Below are 22,133 nucleotides of genomic sequence, written 5' to 3' on the forward strand. Positions count from 1 at the left end.
GGCTCCTGTGCCGCAAAGGCATCGGAGGAGCACTCCGCCCGGGGGCGCCGGAGAAGGACTGAGAGGCCCCGATGAAGTCGAAGCACCTGGTGGCACCGGTGGCAGCCCTCGCGCTGTCCGGATTCGCAGCGGCTCCCGCATTCGCCCAGCCCGCCTCGGGCACGGACCTCGGGACGACCTCGTGCCCCACGAGCATCGACCTCTCCGAGAGCGAGTTCTGCTTCTCCCTCGGCGGCGAGTTCCTCACGGGCGATTCCATCAGCGCGGCGGACTTCGCGGACCCCGAGAAGGGTGCCGCGCTCTCCGTGTACGGCCTGAACACCTACTCCGCCGAGGAGGGCGAGGCCGAGCGCATCGCCTACTCCGTGGTGTCGGCCGAGACCGAGGAGGTGCTGCTCTCCGGGGAAGCGCGCGGCTCGCAGCTGGGCCTCGTGTCCGGTGTGACCCTGTCCGCGGAGACGAACGACCCCGAGGAGCTTGCGGCACTGCCCGGCGAGTATCGCGTGACCGTCGTCGCGGAGGGCAGGAAGGCTCTCACCGCCGCGCTCACCGTCACCCCCTCCGAGGAGCCGGCGCAGGAGGACCCCGAGGAGCGGGAGGCCCCCGAGGACGGGGATGCCGAGCGCGGCGGAGCGGGCGAGGAGCCCGAGGCGGACGCCTCCGAGGCCGCAGAGCAGCAGGACGACGCCGCCGAAGAGGCGCAGGACCCCGCGGAGTCAGAGGCCCGGGAGGACACGGGCGCAGACCGTCGCACCGAGGCGGAGGACGGCGAGCCCTCAGCAGAAGGCGAGGACCCCGCGCGGACGGACGACGAGGGCCCGGCGGCCGTCCCCGTCGAGGAGGCCGGGTTCGGCTTCGCCGCGAGCCGCACCGAGGCAACCGCAGAACAGCTCGGCGCGCAGGGACTGAGCTTCACGCTGTACGGCCTGGAGCCGGGATCGCTCATCCGCATCTCCGGACTGCCCGGCGCACAGGCACCGACCACTGGCTACGCGAACGAGCTGGGGCTGGGTCAGCTGACCTGGCAGCAGCCGTCGTGGGCCCAGGCCGCGGAGGCGGACGCCTATGAGTACACCGTCATCGCCACGCCGCTGGGCGCCTCCGCGGCCGTCGTCGCAGAGACCGCGCTCACCGTGACGGGTGAGGCCGGCGTTGCGAGGACCGCAAGCACCGGCGACGCAGGCACCCGGGACACTGAGGGCGACGGTGCAGAGGCTGCGGGCTCAGAGGACGCCCCTGCGGAGAACCCCACCGGACAGGACGCCGAGACCGCATGGGCCTCGGGCGCGGAGCAGACCCCGACCTCGGACAGTCCTTCCGGCCCCCGCGCCGAGGACCTGCCCGCCACCGGCGGTGCCGAGGGCTCTCACGCGCAGGAGGCGGACGCTTCCGCGCAGGACGCCGGTGCGGGAACCGTGACCGTACCAGGGCTCTCCGGTCAGGGACGCTTCGAGGATGAGCCAGCTGCCGAGGACTCGGCGAGTGAAGCCTCGGCAGGCGCCCCGGCCGCGTCCCCACCCGCCTCCGAGGACGAACTCCCCACTCCGATCGACACGGTCGCCACGGCGAACGCGAATGAGCTGACTGCTCTGAGCACGGCGGGCCTGGCAGCAGGAGCCGTCCTGCTCACCGTGGGCACGGCCACCGTGGTGCTCCGGCGGAGGCACAGAAGCGCCTGGTGACCCCGCGGGGCTCTCTTCAGGGGACGGCGCTTGCGACATCCCCGGACTGCGGCCCCGGCCGGTCCCTCTCACGTCCCACGGTGCGCTCGTCCCGGGGCACCCCTCCCATCCGCGCCGAGACGGGAACTGCACGGTGGCGAGAATGCACGGTGAACATAACGACCAGAAGTTTCCGTGGCGGAACTCTCCAGTTACCGTGTGAATGCCCACCCATGGAAGCATGAAGCACCCACCGGCCGCGGGAAGGCGCACGGCAGCGCAGATGTCTGCACGGCGCGCTCGGCCCGAGGATGTGCTGTGAAAGGTCACCAGTGAAGAAGAGCATCCTCCTCGCCCCCGCCGTCGCCGTCGCGATCGCCGGCCTCGCCGTCGGCCCCGCCGCCGTCGCGAATGCGGCGCCGGTCGCCACTTTCACCGAGGTTCCGGCCGCCGCCTCCTCGGCCGACGTCGAGTCTCAGGCTGACTTCAGCCTCTCCATCGATCCGCAGACGATCACATATACGGACCTCGCGGACCAGGACAAGGGCGTCGTCATCACGGCCTCGGGAGTTGAGGCGAACAGTGAGGTGGCGTTCTCCGTCACCACTGATGCTGAGGTCGCGGACTTCGAGACCACCGAGATCGCGGACGAGAACGGTGTCGCCGTCCTCGGAATCGTGGTGGGCCAGGGTGACCCTGCCCAGTTCGTCGGCACGTATTCGGTGACCGTCACCGATGCGGACGGTGACACCCAGACGGGCTCATTCACCGTGACCTCGGACGAGACCCCGGAGCCCACCGACGAGCCCAGCGAGACCGCCTCCCCGGAGCCCACCGAGGACCCCACGGAGACCGCATCCCCCGAGCCCACCGCCACCCCCACGGACGATGAGACCGATGAGGCCGTCGAGTACGCGCTCTCCGTGACCCCGGAGGAGATCACCCCCGAGGACTTCGTCGACGAGGACAAGGGCGTGACCCTGGCCGTCGAGGGCGCCGAGGCCGGCGAGGAGATCGAGTTCGCCGTCTCCCCCGCGGGTGAGAACATCACCCCGCTGACCACCACGGAGACCGCGAACGAGGACGGCGAGGTCGCCTGGAACGTCTACGGCGTCGATGCCTCCGACCCCTCCGTCTACCTGGGCGAGTACGACGTCGTCGCCACGAACGAGGCCGGCGAGGAGCTCACCGGCTCCTTCACCGTGACGAACGCCCCCGGCGATGACGACGGCCAGGGCGGCGAGGACGACCAGGACCGCGGCAAGGATGACGGCAGCAAGCTGCCCCGCACCGGTATGGAGCTGACCGGCCTCGCCGCCGGTGCAGGCCTCCTCGCAGTGGGCGCTGCGACCGTCATGCTGACCCGCCGCCGCCAGCAGGGCTGAGCGCGCTGAGCTGAGCAGCGCCCCGGTCTGCCGCCTGAGCCTTCAGCGGCGCGGCACCACGTGCGGGGCGTCCCTCTCCGGAGGGGCGCCCCGCACGCGTCTCCCCACGCGAGACCCGGACGCGCTGCTCCCCCGCGTTCCCCGCTGTCGTCGCTCCCCCGCGTTCCCCGCTGTCGTCTGCCATGCCGACAGGAATTCGACCCTCAGGCGTCAGCACGGCAGACCACACCGTCCGGGCGGGCCCGGACCGCAATCCCGAGCGCACCCGGCCCCGTGACGCGAGACTAGAGTGGGCGGCATGACACACGATGCACCGCCGCCGTACGACGCTGAGACGCTGCGCGCCGACCTCGACCTCTGCACCGTCGGAGAGCGCTTCTACCTCAAGATCCTCGACCAGATCTCGCCGGCCGGCATGAGCCAGCCCTCGATCCTGCCGGACTGGTCCCGCACGCACGTGGCGATGCACGTCGTCCACAACGCCGAGGGATTCATGCGACTGCTCGACTGGGCGCGCACCGGGGTGGAGAACCCCATGTACCCCTCGCGAGCGGAGCGGGACGCGCAGATCGAGGAATCGGCCGCGCAGACCAGCGGTGAGGACGCCATCGCGATCGCGCATGAGGTCGTCGACGAGCTCGCGGACGAGTTCGCGAAGATGGCCGAGGCGGACTGGGCCGCCGAGATCGTCTCCGGCCGCGGCGGCACCATCACCGCCGCGCAGATCCCCTGGCTGCGCACGCGGGAGGTGTTCGTCCACGCCCTCGACCTCGGGATCGGCGCGACGACGCTCGACTTCCCCGCGGCCGTCGTCGACCGGCTGCTCGACGACATCGCCCCCATCTGGGAGAAGAAGGGCGTCACCACCCATTACGCTCTCCGGCTCACGGACCGGGACGAGGACCGGGTGATCCGCACGGGCGCCGCTGCCGCGGAAGCCGTAGAGGTCACAGGAGAGGCCGCCGAGGTCCTCTCCTTCCTCATGGGCCGCGGCTGGCCTCGCTCGGTCGCCGCCCGCGCGCACTCGGAGGCCGCTGCGGGTGCGAGCGGTCTCCCCGAGGCGGATGGCATCCGCAGGTCCTACGAGCTTCCTGCCCCTCCCGCCTGGCTCTGAGCTCCGCGTCCAGAGCTCGCCCGCCCTGAACTCTGTGCCCGGAACCCTGCCCCGGAACTCCGGGGCCTCGGGGACGCCGGCGGCCGCGGACCGAACAGCGCAGAGCGCCTGCACACAGACCGCTCTGAGCAGTCTGTGCGCAGGCGCTCTGCGCGTGGGACGGACCGGCAGCGCCCGCATGGGGCTCGACCGCGGGGGCAGGCCCCGCAGGACCGCTTCCCCCGGGCCGGGCGGAGCGGGCAGACCCGGGGATGCCGGGCCGTCCCGGGCCGCTCAGCGGCGCGGGCCCCGGTAGATCACGAGGTCGGATCCCGCCCTGCGCTGCCGGGGCCGCTCGCCCCGGAGGATGGAGAACACGTCCCCGCTCCTCCCCGCGGCGAAGACCCTGCCCGAGGTGCGCTCGGCCTCGGCGGACTCCTCCACCCGCGCCTGCAGCGCGCGGACCTGGGCCCGCGCCTCGGCGAGCTCGTCCTGCAGGTCCAGGATCTTCCTGATGCCCGCGAGGTTGACGCCCTCGTCCTGGCTGAGCCGCTGGACCTGCTGGAGCCGGGCGATGTCCTCAGCCGAGTACCTCCGGCCGCGGCCGGAGGTGCGCTCGGGCGTGACGAGCCCCAGCCTGTCGTACTGACGCAGGGTCTGCGGGTGCATCCCCGCCAGCTCTGCGGCGACGGAGATGACGTAGACCGCAGCACTCGTCGAGATGCGCATGGCCGATCACGCCCTTCTCGCCCGCTCCGCCAGGCCCTCGCGCGGATCGGTGCCGTTCGTGGCCTCGCGGTACGCCTGCACGGCCTCGCGCGCGGACTCCGGCAGATCCTTGGGCACGGAGATCTCCACCGTCACGAGCAGATCGCCCGTGGACTTCTTCCCCGCTACGCCCTTGCCGCGCACCCGGAGCACACGGCCCGAGGGCGTGCCCGCCGGGATCTTCACGCGCACCGGCGCCCCGCCCAGGGTGGGCACGGAGACCTCCGCGCCCAGAGCGGCCTCGTCGAAGCTGACGGGCAGCTCCATCCTGAGGTTGTCGCCGTCCCGCGTGAACAGCGGGTGGGGCTCGACCTTCACCGTGAGGATGAGGTCGCCGGCCTCGCCGCCGTTCGGCCCCGGCTTGCCCTTGCCCTTGATGCGGACCTTCTGACCGTCCTTCACCCCCACGGGGGTGCGCACCGTGAGCGGCTTGCCCCCGGGCATGTTCAGCTTCACGGACGCCCCCTGGACGGCCTCGGTGAAGCTCAGGGTGGTGGACGCCTTGTAGTCGCCGCCCTTGACGGGGCCGGGCGCGGGCCCGCCGTACGGCGACCCCCCGAATCCGCCGCCGCCGAATCCTCCGCCGAACCCGCCGAGCAGGTCCGCCAGGTCCGGCGGGACGTCCCCGCCGGCCGCCGTGGTGCGGTAGCGTGCACCACCGCCGCCGCCTCCGCCCTGATTGAACAGGCCGGAGAAGATGTCCTCGAATCCTCCGCCGCCCGGACCGCCGCTGCCCGCGGTGAACCTGGCTCCGCGGCCCATCTGGCGCACCTGGTCGTACTGCTCGCGCGACTCGGGGTCCGAGAGCACCTGGTGGGCCTGGCCCACCTCCTTGAACTTCGCCTCGGCCTTCTCGTCGCCGGGGTTCTGGTCAGGGTGGTACTTGCGGGCGAGCTTGCGGTACGCCTTCTTGATGTCCGCGTCCGACGCATCCGAGGAGACGCCGAGAACCTTGTAGAAGTCCTTCTCGAACCAGTCGTTCTGAGGTCCCTGATTCATCTGGCACCTCCTTTCGTCAATGCTTGCGCTGTTCCGAGCCGCTCGGACGAGGACTCGCTCAGCTCCTGAAATGGACGACCCGGGCCGGTGGAGCACCGGCCCGGGTCAGAGGCCGAATCGATCAGTCGGCCGGCTGCTGCACGCCCACGCGGGCGGCGCGTATGACCCGCTCGCCCAGGCGGTAGCCGGGCTGCATGACCATGAAGACCGTCGGGCCTTCGACGTCCTCACTGGGCTGCTGCATGAGCGCCTCGTGGAAGGCGGGGTCGAACTCCTCCCCCACCTCGCCGAACTGCTCCACGCCCAGCTTGCCGAGCGCCTCGAACAGCTTCGCGACGTGGACCTCGAAGGGACCTGTCACATCGCCGTTCTCCCGGGCGAGGCGGACCTCGTCGAGCACCGGGATGAGCGCCTCGGCCACCGAGACGACGCCGGCCTGCTTGGCCCGCTCCTGGTCCCGGGTCGCACGCATCCGGTAGGCCGCGTACTCCGCATTGAGGCGCTGGAGGTCGTCGAGCGCCTCGGCGGCGCGCTTGGCGTCGCCGGTGAGCTCACCGGCCGCGGTCTCCGCGTCGAGCTCGGAGGCGTCGTCGGGGATCTCGACCCCGAGGTCGGAGGCATCGGCCGAGGCCGCCCCCTCCTGCGCCTCCGCCTCGCCGGCGGGGGTGCCGCCGGAGGTCTGAGCCTCCTGCGCGGCGGCACCCGCGCCCTCCTGAGCCTGATCCGGCTGACGGACCTCGCCCGTCTCCGGGTCGACCCGCCGCTTGTCGCTGAACGAGAAGCCCGGGCCGCCGTCCTGGGTTCCCTCGTTCTCGGTCACTTCTTCTCCTCGTCCTCGTCCACGACCTCGGCATCGATGACCTCGTCATCGGCGTCTGCGGACTCGGAGGCCTGCTCCGCGCCCTCGCCACCGGCCTCGGCGGCCTGCGAGTAGATGGCCTCGCCGATCTTCTGCTGGTTCGCCACGAGCTTGTCGTAGGCGGACTTCACGGCGTCGTCGTCCTCGCCCTTCAGCGCCTCCTTGACGGCCTCGACGTCCGCGGTGATCTCCGACTTCACGTCCTCGGGCAGCTTGTCCTCGTTCTCGCTGACGAGCTTCTCCGTGGAGTAGGCCAGGGTCTCGGCGTTGTTGCGGACGTCCTGCGCCTCGCGGCGCTTCTTGTCCTCCTCCGCGTGCTCCTCGGCCTCGCGGACCATGCGCTCGATGTCCTCCTTGGGCAGCGCGGAGCCGCCCGTGATGGTCATCGACTGCTCCTTGCCGGTGCCCTTGTCCGTGGCGGACACGTGCACGATGCCGTTGGCGTCGATGTCGAAGGAGACCTCGATCTGCGGCACGCCGCGGGGTGCCGGCGCGATGCCGGTGAGCTCGAAGGTGCCCAGCGCCTTGTTGTCGCGGGTGAACTCGCGCTCGCCCTGGAAGACCTGGATCGACACGGAGGGCTGGTTGTCCTCCGCGGTCGTGAAGGTCTCGCTGCGCTTGGTCGGGATGGGCGTGTTGCGCTCGATGAGCTTGGTCATCACGCCGCCCTTGGTCTCGAGGCCCAGCGACAGCGGGGTCACGTCGATGAGCAGGACGTCCTTGCGCTCACCCTTCAGCACGCCGGCCTGGACGGCGGCGCCGATCGCGACGACCTCATCGGGGTTGACGCCCTTGTTGGGCTCCTTGCCGCCGGTGAGCTCCGTGACGACCTCGGCGACCGCGGGCATGCGGGTGGAGCCGCCCACGAGCACCACGTGGTCGATGTCGGAGAGCTTGACGCCGGCATCCCTGATGACCGCCTCGAAGGGCTTCTTGGTGCGCTCGAGCAGGTCCTTCGTGAGGTCCTCGAACTTGGCGCGGGAGAGCGACTCGTCGAGGTGGATGGGGCCCTCGGCGCTCATCGACAGGTACTGCAGGGAGATGTTGGTGCTGGTCGCGGACGACAGCTCCTTCTTCGCCTGCTCGGCGGCGTCCTTGAGACGCTGCAGCGCGGTGGGATCCTTCGAGAGGTCCACGCCGTCCTTGTCCTTGACCTGCTTGGTGAGGTAGTCGACGATGCGCTGATCCCAGTCGTCGCCGCCCAGCTTGTTGTCGCCGCTCGTGGCGCGGACCTGGATTGTGGAGAAGTCGTCCTCGTCCTTGCCGACCTCCAGCAGGGACACGTCGAAGGTGCCGCCTCCCAGGTCGAAGACGAGGATGAGCTCGTCCTCCTTGCCGCGCTCCAGGCCGTAGGCCAGGGCGGCCGCGGTGGGCTCGTTGATGATGCGGAGGACGTTGAGGCCCGCGATCTCACCGGCGTCCTTGGTCGCCTGGCGCTCCGCATCGTTGAAGTAGGCCGGGACGGTGATGACCGCGTCAGTGACCTCCTCGTTCAGGTACTCCTCCGCGTCGTGCTTGAGCTTCTGCAGGATGCGGGCGGAGATCTCCGGTGCGGACATCGTCTTGCCGCCCAGCTCCGTCTTCCAGTCCGTGCCCATGTGGCGCTTGACCGAGGCCACGGTGTTCTTCACATTGGTGACGGCCTGGCGCTTGGCGATGTCGCCCACCAGGGAGTCTCCGTTCTTGTTGACCGCGACCACCGAGGGGGTGGTGCGGGCGCCCTCGGCGTTCGCGATGACCTTGGGGTCGCCGCCCTCGAGGACCGCCACGACCGAGTTGGTGGTGCCGAGGTCGATGCCGACTGCACGAGCCATGCTTGTCACTCTCCTGTTCGTCTCCGTTTGAGCCTTCTCGACTCAATGTCCGAGGCAAGTCTTGTGCGAGAGCTTCCGGTATGTCAACCAGCGCCTCACCAATCTTGCGTACACCTGACTCAACCTTGAGGGTGCGCAGGTTATTCCGCTGTTCTGCGGCGACCCGCAGGTGAGGTCCGCCACAGATCGGGCTCATCCGGAAACGGCCCGCACATTCCCTTTCGCACCCGGCCGTGGTGGGGCGTGAAACGGCATATGCGGGCCCTGGTTCTCCGGTTCGACGCACAGTGCGTACGCGAGCACGGCGACCCCGTCGTGCGGGAGGTGCCGGGGCGGGGCCCTAGGATGGGGAGCGCATTCGCCGCACCGTTCGCCGCACCGGAGGAAGAGCACCGATGGCAGAGACCGCTTGGACCCTCACTCAGGCCGCGAAGGAGTGCGGGGTCGCACGCTCCTCGCTGCAGCGCAGCCTCAGCCGCGGCGCCTTCCCCCACGCGTCCAAGAGCGCCGGCGGCGCCTGGCAGATCCCGGTCTCCGATCTCGTCGCCGCCGGCTTCCGGGAAGCGGCCACCGAGGGGGAGGCCGGGGCGCCGGGCACGGATACCGGCGCCGATGGGCAGGACTCCGGACCGGGAGCCTCCGCGGATGCGGGCTCGACCGCGGATGCGGATGTCGAGGAGAGCTCCGCGAGCGCAGGCGTCGAGGGAGCTCCGGTGGGCACGGAGCCGGCGGCAGAGGCGGGACCGAGCACAGGCGCAGAGCCGGAGGAAGACGACGAAGACACTGCCGCGGACGCCCCCTCGTCCACCGCGGACCGCGAAGAGCCCGGAGCGGTCGATGCCCCGGTCGACGCCATCCCGCCGGTGGATGTGCGCAGGCTCGAGGACCGTGTGGTCGAACTCAAGGCCCGCGTCATGGAGCTGAACTCGTGCATCACGGAGCTCACGGTGACGAATGAGGCCCTCACGGCGGAGAACACGGCGCTTGCGGAGCGGAATGCGGAGCTCGCCGAACAGGTCACAGGCCTCACGGCACGGAACGCCGAGCTGGAGTCTCGACTGGAGGCCGCCTCGGCGGAGACGCGGAAGCTCTCCGCACAGCCCTCCTACCGCCTGCGCCCCTGAGGCGGGCGACCTTCCCTGCCGAGTTCCGCCGCGAAGCCTCGAGCGAACCCGGTGAGCAGAGTCTCGCCATTGCGGTCCCGCATGTCCGTCAGGAGCATGCTCCTGCTCTCCTCGCCTTCAAGGACAGCAAGCACCTCACTCCCGTCAGCACGCGAGAATGGGACCGCGGCCCTCCCTCCCACATGGAACGCTGCCGCCCCCACAATGTCCCATTCCATCGCCTCCAGCGCCTTGTCGTCGCCCCACACATGTTCGACGAAGGGGTCCTTCGTCGCAGCGTTCAGCACAGTCGCCAGATCGACTGCGTCCTTTCTGTTCAGCACATGCCGGTCTCGCCATGCCAAGATCTTCAAGGCGGCCTGAGCGGGAAGATCCGCCGCATCGACCTCGGTCCCACGGGGCATCCGAACGCGAACAGCAGTCCGGGCAGCCTCACCCATGCCTCGGACGTCGAGCACGTTCCCGTCTGCGAAGCGGACCGTCCGGGAACTCTCTGTTCCCCCGAAGGGGACGACGTCCACCTCGGCCCCGCACACGCGGAAGGCGTGCTCGCTGCCCCCGATCCTCTCGAACGGGGCGCAGAATTCCGTGAAGTCCCCGTCTCCGCCCACCGCGACGGCGATGTCGACGTCGAGAGTGCTTCTGGCCGGACGCTCCTTCAACTGCGCATGGATCACGAGATCACGTGCGGCGGCCCCGACGACCAGCACCTGCAGCCCCGTGGCCTCAGAGCGCTCCAGGAGGGCCGCAATGACTTCCTCGGGAACGGGAACGTCCTCGCGGCCGCTCAGATCGATGAGTGCCACAGCTGCCCTTTCATCTGCGCCGCCACGTCATCCAGGCGCGGATCGTCCTCAAGAAGCAGATCGGCACGAGTGAGCAGAGGAGGCGTGCAGCGTGCGCCGTCCAGGAGCTCAGGGCTCCAGAACGCGGTGCGAAGTTCGACCATCCCCGCCTCCGCCGCTCGCAGCCGCCCGCTCTTCAGCACGGCCCCCCAGGCGTCTTCCGGCACGTATATGAGTGCCCCGGCGGGGCGGATGGCTGCTCCCGCAGCAGAGGCCGCAAGCTCAGAGCCGATTGCGCACCCCGAAGGAAGGTCCGCATGGAGAACGTCCGCGGGACTGGACCAACGTGCGCTCTCGAACCGCTTCGCCGGCCAAGCCGCAGGCTGCGTTCGCAGATATGCACGCATCCAGTCCTGAGCCAGCACTTCTCGACCCTCCGGCGAAATGCCCTGCCCCTGCCACCCATAGCGCACCCCTCCTGCATCCGAGCGGAGGGCCCGCAGCACCCGGTTCACCGTGCCAAGAGACACCTGCGCCCATGCCGCCAGCTCACGCTGCGACGGGTGACGGCCCTGCGCAGCGGCGACCAGCAGCGCAAAGGTCACCGGCAGACCCGAAGGAGTGAATGGAGCGCTCACGCGCTCAACGCCCCCATCCGCACGATCACGCGGCCGCAAGCCCTCGATCTTCAATCGCAAGCCCGGCGCAGCAAGGTCCACATTTCCCGCTGCGTCGGCCCACCCCGACCAGCCTCGACGGCGCAGTGCCTCCGCAAGACCAGAAGTGACATGCTCCGTGAGAAGGACCGCGTCCTCCCAGGGAGCGGGCATCAGCGGTACGTCTCGTGGAAGTACACGTCGCTTGGCTACCGCCGGGAATGCGCGTCCCCCGCCCCGCCACCGGATGACCAGCGTTCCGTCCTGCAGATCCAGACCCCTCTGCCGATCCTCTCCCCCGGACGCCTCCGACCAGCGCGCCTCAATGCCCTGCTCCCTGAGCGCTTCTGCGACTCGGCGACCGAGTTCCGAGTCGCGGGCCCGCAGTGCCCCCTGATCTCGCGCTGCACCGCGTTCATCGACGTTCATATGTTCAAGATACTTGAACGTAGTGGAATTTTGAACACCTCTCCGACAGGCCAGCGGCTGCTCAGCTCAGATTCCGGCAGGTCCCGCCGAGGCCGGCGATCAGGCCGGCATTGGTCGCGATGGAGGCGCGCGACGAGGTCCAGCCGCCCGGGCCCACGACCCCGATGGCGATCTCGAGTTCGCTGCCCAGCCCCAGCAGGCCGCCGAGCAGATTCGCCGGGACAGTGGTCGTCAGCGTGCCGTCGGAGTTCTGGGCGGTGTTCGACGAGAGGCTGAATCCGGTGAGGGGCGCGAGCACGGAGCCGAGCCCGCTCGTGGACGCCTGCACCTCCGCGTCCGCGAGTGCGTAGCCGGCGGGCAGCCGCCAGTGGATCAGCACCCGCGCGCCGATGCCCAGGAGCCCGGGGCGGAACTCGCAGGCGCGTGTGAGCGCGGGCGCGGGCACCGTCATCGCACCCGCCTCCCCCTTCACGGCGACGGTTCTCGCCCATCCGGCCTCGGTGGCCTCTGCCAGTCTCGGCAGCGCGAGACCGCCGCACAGCAGAACGGGCACCAGGAGACCCGCCAGCAGTGCGCGTCCGCGAGCCCCTCGCCTCGAGCCCGGCCCGGACCTCGCCCCTGCACCCCGGCCCCGCCTCTGGCCCTGAGTCCGCAACCGGTTCCGAGGCCTGCGACGGAGGTGGCGTCGGCCCCGGACCGCACGCCCGCTCACGGTGCCGCCGAGCGGGGGGCGGACACCTCGGCCTCCGCCGCGCCGCCACCGGCCTCGACGCCGATCTCCTCGCCCTCGCGCCGGCGGGGCCACAGCGCCCAGACGACCAGGGCGCTCACGGCCAGGGTGACGGAGCCCAGCACATAGGGGGAGCCCAGAGCGGCCACGGGCGCGGCGAGCCCCGGCACGGAGAAGAGCACGGTGCGCACGGAGGTGACATCGTACGGCGCCGGGTCCGGCACCGGGTTCGCATCGCCCTGCATGGTGATGCGCGTGGCGCCGCCGCCCGTGTCCGCGATGTCGATGACGCGGTGCGTGACGGGCAGCTTCCCCTCCCGGTCCACCGTGACGATGTCGCCCACGGAGACCTCTGCGGCGGGAATCTCCCTCACCACGGCGAGCGAGCCCTGCGGGATCGTGGGATCCATCGAACCGGTGCGGAACAGGATGAGGCTGACATTCATCACCAGCGCGAGGATCACCAGCAGGATGCACACCGCCCCGCCTGCCGCCGCGACATTGAGGACGGCTCCCAGCAGACGCGACAGCGCTCCGGGCCGGCGTGCGGATGCACCGGCCGAATGGGCCCGAGCGGAGCGCGCGGCGGGGTTCACGGAGTCTCCGAGATCGCGGTGATGCGCCAGTCGGCGGTGGCGGTCTGCCCCTGCAGCGCATTCGCCGCACCGGCGGGCAGAGTGAGTTCGAAGCACATGCGGACGGGAGCGCCCGGTGCGCTCGCCGCGGCGGCGGGGAGCGCCAGCGGCGAGGCCTCGCTCTGCCCGGTCGTCAGCCGCACCCCTCCCGCGGCCCCGGCCGCACCCACGAGGTAGCGGGCCCCGGAGGTGAAGGCGGCCGCCGCACACGTGTCGGAGACGACGACCCGGTAGCGCAGAGCCGCCCCCAGATCCGCGGCACCGCTCCCTGAGGAGACCACCTGTGCCGGCCCGAGGACCGCGTTCCCTCCCAGCGATTCCGTGCCCGTGCGCAGCGCCAGCGGCGCATAGCGCACGGAACCGGGGGCGAGGCCGCTCGCATCGAAGCGGAGCACCGCGACATCGGACTCCGCCGAGGTCCACGGGCCGGAGGCGGAGTACGGCTTCGAAGCGTTGGCCTGCACGGAGAAGGTCGAGGCGGCGAACTCGCCCCTCGCCGTCGTCTCGTCCGTCCACGCGGCCAGGGTGCTCGTCGCGCCGGCACCCAGGACGAGGCCGCCGGCGAGGAGCGCGCGGATGCGCAGGGCCAGGGTCCGGCGGCGGACCGCGGAACCGGATGCCCTGCGCCCGCCGGCCGCTGCACGGACCGAGGCCCTGCGCCCGCGGGGCGCCGAGTGCCTGCCGGTGCCCACAGCCGTGTCAGCTGTCCGATTCGGCCGCGAACTCCCAGGTCGCGGTCCCGGACTGGCCCTGCGCCAGCGCGGAGCCGGCGGACACGGTGAAGCACACATTCACGGGGGCGCCGGCATCGCCGCCGGTCCCCGCCTCCAGGGTGAGGGGCTGGCCCGAGGTGCCGGAGCCCAGCGCGGTCCCGGGCGGCACCAGGACGTCCCCGGCCTGCTCCGGATCGCAGCCGAATGCGCTCTGGACGGTCAGCCGATAGGTGAGGCCCGCGACGGAGCCCTGCGTTCCGGCCGCCTGCACGAGGAGGTCCGCACCGTACGTGGTGCCCGCATCGAGACGGACCGCGAACGGGGCGGACACCGAATCACCGGGAGAGAGGTTCGACGCGTCCACGCTGAAGCTCAGCGGAGCGGCGGCGGTGGAGGGATGCTCGGCGTAGGCGGAGCCGTCGGTGCTCCCCTCCAGGTTGAAGTCCCCCGAGCTGAATTCGCCGAAGGCGAACTCCGAGTCGTTCCAGTTGGCCAGTGTGATGGCGGCGCCGACGCCGAGCACGAGGCCGCCGGCGAGCACGGCGCGGACCTTCTTGGAGCGGGCAGGACGCACGGAGGTGGTGCTCTGGGACATGGGTTCCCCTCATTGGGAAAGGCACACAGGATGCAGCGGATGGTGACGGTGCGCACGCCCTGAGGAAGAGGGCCGGAGACGTGCACCACGAGTATCGTAGCGCGGCTCCTCCGGCCCCGCCGCACTTTCGCGGCTCCGTGTCCGAAACGATATGCGCCTTGTCGTCAGCGGGCGACGCGGCGCGGGAAGACCACCGCCGTGAGCCAGACCGCAGCGGCGACGAAGCCCGCACACCACAGCAGGCCCACCCACCACTCGGACCCTGCCGCCTCACCGTTCATGAGGGCGCGAGAGGCGTCGATGATCGGCGTCATGGGCTGATGCTCGGCGAAGCCCCGCAGCCACCCGGGCATCGAGTCCACCGGCGCGAAACCTGAGGAGACGTAGGGCAGGAACAGGAGGATGAAGCCGTAGCCGCTCGCGGTCTCCGCTGACCCCGCCACGAGCCCCAGAAGGGCGAACACGCAGGTGATCGCGAGGATCCACGCCGCGATCAGCCCCATCGCCCCCAGCGCCTGCAGCATCGTCGCATCCGTGCGGAAGCCCAGTGCGAATGCCGCCACGACCACGACCGCCGTGGCCATGAGGTTCCGCACCATCGAGGAGGCCGCGTGCCCCAGGAGCACGGTCGTCGCCGGGAAGGGCATGGTGCGCAGCCGGTTCATGAAGCCCGTCGTCATGTCGTTCGAGACCACCACCGAGGTGTAGGAGGCGCCGAACCCCGCCGCTGTCAGAGCTATCGCCGGAAGCACATAGGACAGATACGCACTCCGCGCGTCGGCGCCGGTCTCGCCCGCGCCCACGTCCATCGCCCCGCCCATGACGAAGGTGAACACCAGCATGAGCATGAGCGGGAGCAGGATCGCCATGAGCAGCGATTCGCCGTCCCGGAACGAATGCCTGAGGCTGCGGACGGTGAACACCTCGAGCCCCGTGAGGACTCCGGCCCCCGCGGCCGCATGCTCGTGTGCCGCTCCCCCGGGCGCCGCACGTCCGGTGGTCCGCTCCTCGGCCGTCCCCCTCATCCTCACGTTCCCCGCATCGCTTCTCATCGGACTGCCTCCTGCCTCTTCTCCGCTGTCTTCTCTTCGCTCGTCGGCTCACCCGTGAGCTCGAGGAACACCTCGTCGAGGGTGGGCCTGCGGACCGTGACCATGACCTTCGGCGCGGTCTCCGCGAGGCGGCTCAGATGCCGCCCCACCTCCTCCGCGGTGCCCCGTGTGGCGATCTCCTCGACCACATGGCCGAAGGCGTCGTGGACCTGCACGGTGGAGCCGCCCACCCGCTCCTTGAGCTGGGAGGCGGTGCCCTGCGCCACGATCCTCCCGCCGTTGAGGACCATGATCCGCTCGGCCAGCACGTCCGCCTCCTCGAGGTACTGGGTGGTGAGGAACACGGAGGTGCCCGCAGCGGCGAGCGCGCGGATCTCGTCCCACAGCGCCTGCCGGCTGCGGGTGTCGAGGCCCGTGGTCGGCTCGTCGAGGAAGATGAGAGCGGGCTCGGCGATGAGGCTCGCGGCGATGTCCAGCTTGCGCCGCATCCCACCGGAGTAGGAGCCTGCACGACGACTCGCGGCGTGCGTGAGCTCGAAGCGCTCCAGCAGCACCTCCGCCCGGCGGGCGGCATCGCGACGGCTCAGCCCGAACAGGCGCCCCAGCATGAGCATGTTCTCCGTCCCGGAGAGGCTCTCGTCCACCGCCGCGTACTGCCCCGTGAGGGAGATGAGCCCCTGCAGCCGGCGGCGGTCCCGCCGCGGGTCCATGCCGAGCACCCTCACACGGCCGGCGTCATAGGGGATGAGCGTGCACAGGATGTTCACCAGTGTCGTCTTCCCCGCGCCGTTGGGGCCCAGCAGAGCGTGCACCCCGGCCGGCAGCGTGAGGTCGAGGTCGGTCAGGACGTCGTTTCCGCCGTAGCCCTTGGAGAGTCCCGCGATCTCCACGAGCGGCGCATCTGTGTAGGTCATATACTGAGTGTGACATACACAGTGTGCGGTGTAAACAGTGGATGCCGGAAGGGCGGATGAGACAATGCGAGCCATGTCCACGCCTCCGAAAGCACCCCGCACCCCCGGCCGCGACACCGGGAACCGCTCAGCCGATGCGCAGTCGAACGAACTCGGCCTGCCCCGCGCCGTCGCGATCGCATGGGGCATGCAGGAGGCTCCGCAGCGCGGCCCCAACCGCGGACTGAGCCACGAGCGGATCGTCGCCGCAGCGGCCGAGATCGCGGATGCCGAGGGCCTGGGCGCCGTGACGATGCAGGCGGTCGCCAGGGCCCTCGGCTTCACGACGATGTCCCTCTACCGCTACGTCTCCGGCAAGGACGAACTCCTGCGACTGCTCCAGGACTACGCCTTCCGCCTGCCGGAGAAGGGAGTCGCCCTGCCCGCGGACTGGCGGGAGGCCCTGCGCGCATGGGCATCGCTCCTGCGTGAGAGGCACCGCGCGCACCCCTGGGGGCTGCAGATCCCCCGGGGCCAGGTCTCCGTGCTCATGCCGAGCTCCGTGCGGGCCGCAGACCTGGGACTGCAGGCGCTCGCAGGTCTGCGGGCGGACGAGGAGGAGAAGGTCGCGGCGATCCTCATGGTGTCCCAGTTCGTCGCCTCGGTCGTCGAGCTCGAGCTCAACCTCGCGGACGAAGGAGTCCTCGCGGTCACCGCCGAGGGCGTGGATGCGCTCGCCGAGGCGATCACCCCCGCGCGCTTCCCGCACCTGGGACCGCTCATGGCGGCCGGGCGGTTCATCCCCCTCGCACCGGCCGAGGAGGACGACGGGGACCAGGTGAGCGAGGAGACCGGCGACATGGACGCGGAGTTCGAGTTCGGCCTCGGAGTCATCATCGCCGGGCTGGAGGATCTGCAGCGCGGCGACGACCAGGAGGAATGACTCTCCGAGCCGTCAGCACGGCCAGAGAATCGTCAGCTCGGCCGGAAAGACCGCCCACTCACGCGGCACCGCCCCTCATGCGGAGCGGTACACGCGACTCGAGGCACCCTCCCGGAAGCCCAGCGAGGAGTACATGGCACGCGCCTCGGGCTGCTCCTCGCTCACCGTGAGCCGCATGCGCTCGCCGCCCAGCAGGCGCACCATGCCGGAGAGCAGCGCCGCTCCCACACCCTGCCTGCGCGCCGCAGGGTCCACCGCGACGAAGTCGATGTAGAGGGCGGAGTCCTCCGACTGGGCCGCGATGTACCCGGCCACCCGCCCGTCCAGCTGCGCCACCAGCACTGCATAGGGCTGGCCCGGATCCAGGAGCTGCCGCGCAGTCGCATAGGCGTGCGGGAACTCCGCCTCGTGCAGCCGGGCGACATGGGGCTCGTCCTCGTCCGTGGGCAGCCGGAGCACGAGGGTCGCCTCCTGCGGCGGCGCGTCCAGCGGACCGGTCAGGACGTACTCGAAATGGGCCGCCCCCGGGATCCACCCGGCGGCCCGGGCCAGCCGCGCCACGCGCGCGTTCTTCGTCGAGGCATGCATCTCATGCTCGCCGACCGGCGACTGCGCCGTCACCGCGGACAGCAGCGCGAGCGCCTCCTCGCAGGTGACGTCGTCGCCCAGCCAGGGCCCGTGGACCCAGGAGCGCCCCACCTCCTCATCCCACTCGATGACCGCGGCTCCCGTGATCTCACCGCTCTCGCCGGTCAGCACCCGCAGCGTCTGCGCCCAGGGCTGGTCGAGGTCGAGCAGATCGGCCTCGAGGTCGCCGTCGTCCGTTCCGAGGTAAGCACAAGCCGTCTCCGGATGCCGCTGCCGCTCTGCGATGAACTGCAGCGCACCTGTGCGATCAGCCGTGTGATGCGGTTGGCCCATGCCTCGATACTAGACCCGATGTGACGCAGCGCACCATAGGCCGGTCTGCCATCCTTGATCCATGCACGTGCCCCGCACACTCCCCCTCACCAGCGCGGCCGCTGTCCTCCTGCTGGCCGCGGGATGCGCCTCGGCGGGCACGCGGCCGGCCGGGGAGGCCTCCCCGGGGCACTCGCCCGTCATCGTCGAGGAGGTGCCGGAGGCCACCGCCGAGGCGAGCGGCTCCGCAGAGGGCGGCTCCGCGGGCGGAGGCGCGGGAGCCGGCGACCGAGCAGGGGCGAGCGCAGGCGGAGGCGGCGGACACTTCGCTCCGCCCGCGCAGGCGGAGGCGACAGCGATGCCCACGGACGTGCCCGCGGCAGGCAGCGGCGCCTGGCTCACGGCCGAGCCCGGCGACCGCACGGAGGTCGAGGACGCCTCGGCCCGCCGCTTCTCCGTCGCGATCCGCGTCGAGGAGGGGCTGCCCATCCCGCTCGAACCCACCGCGGACTTCATCATGCGGACCCTGCGCGACGACCGCGGCTGGCAGGAGCTCGAAGGCGTGGCGTTCGCGCTCACGGACCCCGGCGGGGCCGATGCGGTCATCTCCGTGGCGAGCCCGGATACGACCGACCGCCTCTGCCTCCCCTCGCGTACCATGGGAGAGCTGTCGTGCCGCAGCGGGGACGATGTCGTCCTCAATGCGCGCCGCTGGCTGTCCGCCACGGACGAATTCGACTCCCTCGAGGTCTACAGGCAGTATCTTGTGAATCACGAGGTGGGCCACGCCCTGGGCCACGGACACGAGAGCTGCTCCGGGCCCGGCGAGCGCGCACCCCTCATGCAGCAGCAGACCAAGGGCCTGCACGGCTGCCTTCCCAATCCCTGGCCGTCCGCAGGCTGAGAGGTTCTCCCCATGCTCGACCACCGCCTCACCGTCCTCCGCACCTTCGCCGCCTGCGGCACGGTGACCGCCGCCGCCGAGGCGCTGGGCTACTCCGCCTCCGCCGTCTCCTCCCAGCTGCGCGAGTACCAGCGCGCCCTGGGCGTCCGCCTCGTCGCCAAGGACGGGCGCGGCCTGCGCCTCACCGCGGCGGGCGCGGCCCTCGTCGAGCGCGCGGACGACCTCGTCGCCCTGTGGGAGGAGATCCACGGGCAGGTCCGCGACTCCGACCACGAGGCGGCGCCGGCCCTCCTGCGCCTGGGCGGGTTCTCGACCGCGACCGCCTCTCTGCTCTCCCCCGTCGCCGCGCACCTCCGGTCGGTCCACTCCTCCCTCGACGTCCACATCATCGAGGCCGATCCCGCCCGCTGCGTCGACCTGCTCATCGCCGAGCGCCTCGACATGGCGGTCATCGTCGCGATGCAGGCCACGCCCGAACTGGGCGAGAGCGCCCTCGAGCAGCTCCCGCTCCTCGACGACCCCCTCGACGTCATCGTCCCCGCGGACCATCCGCTGGTGGGCCGGCGCGCGGTGGCGCTCGAGGAGCTCGCGGGCGACCCCTGGATCACCGATCGCCCCGGCACCCCCTACCGTGCGCTGTTCGTCACGGCATTCACCGCGGCCGGCGCCACTCCGCGCGTGGCCCATCAGGTCTCGGACTGGGGCTCGCAGGAATCGCTCGTGGGCAACGGCCTGGGCGTGGCATTCATCCCCCGGCTCATGCGGCTGAGCAGCGATTCGGGCGCCGTCCGCATCCCGCTCGAGGGCAACACCGCGCCCACGCGGAAGATCCTCGTGGTCCTCCGGCGCGGGGCCCGCTCGCACCAGATCTTCGCCGAGGTCCTCGAGGCGCTCAGGGAGACCGCCCGGAGCACGCACGTCCTCACGGAGCCGCGCGGGGACTGAGGCGCACGGGACCCGGGACGCTCGCGTCTCAGTTCCCGCTGGTGTCTCACTGCGCTTCGCTCCACCCCCCTTCGGACGAAGCGGAACGAGACACGAGCGCAACCTGAGACACGAGCGCGGGCAGAGACATCAGCGCGGACTGAGACGTCACAGCACCGCGCGGACCTCGGTGTCGAAGTGGCGGACGTGCTCACGCGCCAGGCGTTCGGCCTCGTCCTCGTCACCGGCGAGGATCGCGCGCATGAGCGGCAGGTGCTCGCGGATGTGCTCGCGCATGACGGGCAGCCGGTCGATCATGAGGCACCACAGGCGGGTCACCAGACCGTCGAGGCGCACGAGGATCTCCTCGAGATGGGGGCTGTCCGCCGCCGCCGTGATGACCCGGTGCACGCGCACGTCCAGCTCCATGAGCGCGCGCCTGCCCTCGGCGCCGTCGTCGGGAGCAGGCCGACCCTCCGGAACAGGGGCACCCGCCCCGACAGAGCCTGCACCAGCGGAGCCCGTCCCCGCGGAACCCGCCCCGGCGGAGCCCGTGCCCTCCACCTCGGCGACCACCTCCGCGACCGCCTCGGCCAGCGCCTCGGCGACGGAGCCGCCGCGGCCGGCGGCGGCACTGCGCGCCGCGAGCGGGAAGAGCGCCTCGCGGATGGAGGTGATCTCAGCGAGATCGGTGAGGTCCACACTCGCCGCGAACGTCCCCCGGCGGGGATAGGTGACGACGAGGTGGTCCGCCTCGAGCCGCTTGAGCGCCTCGCGCAGCGGGGTCCGGCCCACGCCGATCTCATCGGCGAGCAGGGCCTCGGAGATCGGCTCGCCGGGCGCGATGTCGAGCATCACGAGTCTGTCGCGGAGCACGCGGTAGGCCCTGGCGGCCAGGGATTCGGACTCGCCCATGTCCAGCCGGCTCACACGTGCTCCTTCTCTTGCAAACGGGGACCGATCGCCCCTACTATAGATGCACAGCTGATATATCAGTTGAGCACCAATATCCCAGCGGCGCGAAGGAGCGCATCCGTGGCCGAACAGCTGCCAGAACACCCGGCGTTCCTCTGGAGGAATCCCGACCCCAAGCCGAGCTATGACGTCATCATCGTGGGCGGAGGAGGCCACGGGCTCGCGACCGCCTACTACCTCGCGAAGGAGCACGGCATCACGAATGTCGCGATCCTCGAACGGGGCTGGCTGGCCGGCGGGAACATGGCCCGCAACACCACGATCATCCGCTCGAACTACCTGTGGGACGAGTCCGCGGGCATGTACGAGAAGTCGATGAAGCTGTGGGAGCAGCTGCCGGAGGAGCTCGAGTACGACTTCCTGTTCTCCCAGCGAGGCGTGCTCAACGTCGCCCACACCCTCCAGGACGTCCGCGAGTCCCGCCGCCGCGTGAACGCCAATGTGCTCAACGGGGTGGACGCGGAGTGGCTCGACCCGCAGCAGGTCAAGGAGGTGTGCCCCATCATCAACATCTCCGACGACATCCGCTACCCCGTCATGGGCGCCACCTATCAGCCGCGCGCCGGCATCGCCAAGCACGATCACGTCGCCTGGGCGTTCGCGCGCAAATGCGATGAGATGGGCGTGGACATCATCCAGAACTGCGAGGTCACCGGCTTCGTCAAGGACGGCGACCGCGTGGTGGGTGTCGAGACGAACCGCGGCAGGATCGCCGCGGGCAAGGTGGGCCTCGCCGCAGCCGGGGACTCCTCCACGCTCGCGGACCTCGCCGGCTTCCGCCTGCCCATCCAGACCCACCCGCTCCAGGCGCTCGTCTCCGAGCTGTTCGAGCCCGTCCACCCCACCGTCGTCATGTCCAACCACGTGCACGTCTACGTCTCGCAGGCGCACAAGGGCGAACTCGTCATGGGGGCGGGCGTGGACTCCTTCAACGGCTACGGCCAGCGCGGCGGCTTCCACATCATCGAGGACCAGATGGCGGCCGCCGTCGAGCTGTTCCCCATCTTCTCCCGCGCGCACCTGCTGCGCACCTGGGGAGGGAACGTGGACACGACCTTCGACGCCTCGCCCATCGTCTCCCCCACCCCCATCGACGAGCTCTACGTCAACTGCGGCTGGGGCACGGGCGGCTTCAAGGGCACCCCCGGTGCGGGCTTCACCTTCGCCCACACCATCGCCACGGGCAGCCCGCACCCGCTCAACGCGCCCTTCGTCCTCGACCGCTTCGAGACCGGTCACCTCATCGACGAGCACGGCGCCGCCGCCGTCGCCCACTGACGCGCGCCCGGCAGCACG

At 70.9% G+C, this 22,133-nt stretch carries 22 protein-coding genes; 8 read left to right on the forward strand and 14 right to left on the reverse strand.

What is annotated here, in order from left to right:
- The first annotated feature begins 71 nt into the window (after positions 1-71).
- From K318_RS0102040 to K318_RS18690, 3 genes are all read left to right on the forward strand, one after another.
- Entirely contained in the window at positions 72-1,682 is a 1,611-nt protein-coding gene (locus K318_RS0102040; protein ID WP_029088244.1) for a hypothetical protein, read from the forward strand.
- A gap of 311 nt (positions 1,683-1,993) precedes the next feature.
- Positions 1,994-3,046, forward strand: coding sequence for an LPXTG cell wall anchor domain-containing protein (locus K318_RS23320; RefSeq protein ID WP_051297336.1), 1,053 nt, complete (start codon positions 1,994-1,996; stop codon positions 3,044-3,046).
- Positions 3,047-3,344: 298 nt separating this feature from the next.
- Complete coding sequence (locus K318_RS18690) at positions 3,345-4,160, forward strand: maleylpyruvate isomerase N-terminal domain-containing protein (protein WP_051297337.1); 816 nt, start codon at positions 3,345-3,347, stop codon at positions 4,158-4,160.
- 273 nt (positions 4,161-4,433) lie between these two features.
- Here the strand turns inward: K318_RS18690 and K318_RS0102055 are convergent, their stop codons facing one another.
- From K318_RS0102055 to dnaK, 4 genes are all read right to left on the reverse strand, one after another.
- Positions 4,434-4,868, reverse strand: a complete 435-nt coding sequence (locus K318_RS0102055) for a heat shock protein transcriptional repressor HspR (RefSeq protein WP_029088245.1) — start codon at positions 4,866-4,868, stop codon at positions 4,434-4,436.
- Positions 4,869-4,874: 6 nt separating this feature from the next.
- Positions 4,875-5,906 carry a DnaJ C-terminal domain-containing protein gene (locus K318_RS0102060; protein ID WP_029088246.1) on the reverse strand — a complete coding sequence of 344 codons (1,032 nt, stop codon included), beginning with the start codon at positions 5,904-5,906 and terminating at the stop codon, positions 4,875-4,877.
- Positions 5,907-6,027: 121 nt separating this feature from the next.
- Positions 6,028-6,726 carry a nucleotide exchange factor GrpE gene (locus K318_RS0102065; protein WP_029088247.1) on the reverse strand — a complete coding sequence of 233 codons (699 nt, stop codon included), beginning with the start codon at positions 6,724-6,726 and terminating at the stop codon, positions 6,028-6,030.
- A complete protein-coding gene (gene dnaK / locus K318_RS0102070; protein WP_029088248.1) occupies positions 6,723-8,579 on the reverse strand; it encodes a molecular chaperone DnaK in 1,857 nt (618 codons plus the stop codon). Before dnaK ends, K318_RS0102065 begins: the two co-directional genes overlap by 4 nt.
- Positions 8,580-8,974: 395 nt before the next feature.
- On the opposite strand from dnaK, the gene K318_RS0102075 reads away from it, so the two are divergent.
- Positions 8,975-9,703, forward strand: a complete 729-nt coding sequence (locus tag K318_RS0102075) for a cell division protein ZapB (RefSeq protein WP_029088249.1) — start codon at positions 8,975-8,977, stop codon at positions 9,701-9,703.
- Here K318_RS0102075 and K318_RS0102080 read toward each other — a convergent pair.
- The 8 genes from K318_RS0102080 to K318_RS0102115 all read right to left on the reverse strand — a co-directional run bounded on the left by K318_RS0102080 (position 9,685) and on the right by K318_RS0102115 (position 16,212).
- The gene (locus K318_RS0102080; RefSeq protein WP_156913740.1) at positions 9,685-10,380 is read right to left on the reverse strand and encodes a hypothetical protein; all 696 of its coding nucleotides are present in this window, start codon (positions 10,378-10,380) and stop codon (positions 9,685-9,687) included. The two genes, K318_RS0102075 and K318_RS0102080, sit on opposite strands and share 19 nt — an antisense overlap.
- Before the next feature lie 110 nt (positions 10,381-10,490).
- A complete protein-coding gene (locus K318_RS24915; protein ID WP_169721432.1) occupies positions 10,491-11,093 on the reverse strand; it encodes a type IV toxin-antitoxin system AbiEi family antitoxin in 603 nt (200 codons plus the stop codon).
- A 541-nt stretch (positions 11,094-11,634) separates the two neighbouring features.
- The gene (locus tag K318_RS0102090; RefSeq protein ID WP_029088251.1) at positions 11,635-12,126 is read right to left on the reverse strand and encodes a hypothetical protein; all 492 of its coding nucleotides are present in this window, start codon (positions 12,124-12,126) and stop codon (positions 11,635-11,637) included.
- 155 nt (positions 12,127-12,281) lie between these two features.
- Positions 12,282-12,899 carry a signal peptidase I gene (locus tag K318_RS18700; protein WP_245579734.1) on the reverse strand — a complete coding sequence of 206 codons (618 nt, stop codon included), beginning with the start codon at positions 12,897-12,899 and terminating at the stop codon, positions 12,282-12,284.
- Complete coding sequence (locus tag K318_RS0102100) at positions 12,896-13,630, reverse strand: SipW-dependent-type signal peptide-containing protein (RefSeq protein ID WP_051297338.1); 735 nt, start codon at positions 13,628-13,630, stop codon at positions 12,896-12,898. The genes K318_RS18700 and K318_RS0102100 overlap by 4 nt, the downstream gene beginning before the upstream one ends.
- A gap of 7 nt (positions 13,631-13,637) precedes the next feature.
- On the reverse strand, positions 13,638-14,246 hold the full coding sequence (locus tag K318_RS0102105) for a SipW-dependent-type signal peptide-containing protein (RefSeq protein WP_051297339.1): 609 nt from the start codon (positions 14,244-14,246) through the stop codon (positions 13,638-13,640).
- A gap of 164 nt (positions 14,247-14,410) precedes the next feature.
- Positions 14,411-15,298: an ABC transporter permease gene (locus tag K318_RS18705; protein ID WP_211233256.1), complete on the reverse strand. Its 888-nt coding sequence runs from the start codon at positions 15,296-15,298 to the stop codon at positions 14,411-14,413.
- Entirely contained in the window at positions 15,295-16,212 is a 918-nt protein-coding gene (locus K318_RS0102115) for an ATP-binding cassette domain-containing protein (RefSeq protein WP_029088254.1), read from the reverse strand. The genes K318_RS18705 and K318_RS0102115 overlap by 4 nt, the downstream gene beginning before the upstream one ends.
- Before the next feature lie 73 nt (positions 16,213-16,285).
- Here K318_RS0102115 and K318_RS18710 point away from each other — a divergent pair, with 73 nt between their 5' ends.
- Positions 16,286-17,134: a TetR/AcrR family transcriptional regulator gene (locus K318_RS18710; RefSeq protein ID WP_051297340.1), complete on the forward strand. Its 849-nt coding sequence runs from the start codon at positions 16,286-16,288 to the stop codon at positions 17,132-17,134.
- A 75-nt stretch (positions 17,135-17,209) separates the two neighbouring features.
- Here the strand turns inward: K318_RS18710 and K318_RS18715 are convergent, their stop codons facing one another.
- On the reverse strand, positions 17,210-18,055 hold the full coding sequence (locus K318_RS18715) for a GNAT family N-acetyltransferase (RefSeq protein WP_051297341.1): 846 nt from the start codon (positions 18,053-18,055) through the stop codon (positions 17,210-17,212).
- 61 nt (positions 18,056-18,116) lie between these two features.
- On the opposite strand from K318_RS18715, the gene K318_RS0102130 reads away from it, so the two are divergent.
- Together K318_RS0102130 and K318_RS0102135 are read left to right on the forward strand one after the other, a co-directional pair.
- On the forward strand, positions 18,117-18,938 hold the full coding sequence (locus tag K318_RS0102130; protein ID WP_029088255.1) for a DUF3152 domain-containing protein: 822 nt from the start codon (positions 18,117-18,119) through the stop codon (positions 18,936-18,938).
- Positions 18,939-18,950: 12 nt separating this feature from the next.
- Entirely contained in the window at positions 18,951-19,883 is a 933-nt protein-coding gene (locus K318_RS0102135; RefSeq protein WP_029088256.1) for a LysR family transcriptional regulator, read from the forward strand.
- A 147-nt stretch (positions 19,884-20,030) separates the two neighbouring features.
- On the opposite strand, the gene K318_RS0102140 is transcribed toward K318_RS0102135, so the two are convergent.
- Positions 20,031-20,777 carry a GntR family transcriptional regulator gene (locus tag K318_RS0102140; protein WP_035280429.1) on the reverse strand — a complete coding sequence of 249 codons (747 nt, stop codon included), beginning with the start codon at positions 20,775-20,777 and terminating at the stop codon, positions 20,031-20,033.
- A 120-nt stretch (positions 20,778-20,897) separates the two neighbouring features.
- On the opposite strand from K318_RS0102140, the gene K318_RS0102145 reads away from it, so the two are divergent.
- Positions 20,898-22,115 carry a sarcosine oxidase subunit beta family protein gene (locus K318_RS0102145; protein ID WP_029088258.1) on the forward strand — a complete coding sequence of 406 codons (1,218 nt, stop codon included), beginning with the start codon at positions 20,898-20,900 and terminating at the stop codon, positions 22,113-22,115.
- The last annotated feature ends 18 nt before the right edge of the window (positions 22,116-22,133 follow it).

Source organism: Brevibacterium album DSM 18261, assembly GCF_000426445.1.
In the GTDB taxonomy this organism is placed as follows: Bacteria; Actinomycetota; Actinomycetes; order Actinomycetales; family Brevibacteriaceae; genus Brevibacterium; species Brevibacterium album.

Bases quoted from the DNA above. Each gene is read 5' to 3' on its own strand.
- K318_RS0102040 (WP_029088244.1), top strand. From the start codon at position 72: ATGAAGTCGAAGCACCTGGTGGCACCGGTGGCAGCCCTCGCGCTGTCC.
- K318_RS18690 (WP_051297337.1), top strand. From the start codon at position 3,345: ATGACACACGATGCACCGCCGCCGTACGACGCTGAGACGCTGCGCGCC.
- K318_RS0102055 (WP_029088245.1), bottom strand. From the start codon at position 4,868: ATGCGCATCTCGACGAGTGCTGCGGTCTACGTCATCTCCGTCGCCGCA.
- K318_RS0102060 (WP_029088246.1), bottom strand. From the start codon at position 5,906: ATGAATCAGGGACCTCAGAACGACTGGTTCGAGAAGGACTTCTACAAG.
- dnaK (WP_029088248.1), bottom strand. From the start codon at position 8,579: ATGGCTCGTGCAGTCGGCATCGACCTCGGCACCACCAACTCGGTCGTG.
- K318_RS0102075 (WP_029088249.1), top strand. From the start codon at position 8,975: ATGGCAGAGACCGCTTGGACCCTCACTCAGGCCGCGAAGGAGTGCGGG.
- K318_RS0102105 (WP_051297339.1), bottom strand. From the start codon at position 14,246: ATGTCCCAGAGCACCACCTCCGTGCGTCCTGCCCGCTCCAAGAAGGTC.
- K318_RS18705 (WP_211233256.1), bottom strand. From the start codon at position 15,298: ATGAGAAGCGATGCGGGGAACGTGAGGATGAGGGGGACGGCCGAGGAG.
- K318_RS0102115 (WP_029088254.1), bottom strand. From the start codon at position 16,212: ATGACCTACACAGATGCGCCGCTCGTGGAGATCGCGGGACTCTCCAAG.
- K318_RS18710 (WP_051297340.1), top strand. From the start codon at position 16,286: ATGTCCACGCCTCCGAAAGCACCCCGCACCCCCGGCCGCGACACCGGG.
- K318_RS18715 (WP_051297341.1), bottom strand. From the start codon at position 18,055: ATGGGCCAACCGCATCACACGGCTGATCGCACAGGTGCGCTGCAGTTC.
- K318_RS0102130 (WP_029088255.1), top strand. From the start codon at position 18,117: ATGCACGTGCCCCGCACACTCCCCCTCACCAGCGCGGCCGCTGTCCTC.
- K318_RS0102135 (WP_029088256.1), top strand. From the start codon at position 18,951: ATGCTCGACCACCGCCTCACCGTCCTCCGCACCTTCGCCGCCTGCGGC.
- K318_RS0102140 (WP_035280429.1), bottom strand. From the start codon at position 20,777: ATGGGCGAGTCCGAATCCCTGGCCGCCAGGGCCTACCGCGTGCTCCGC.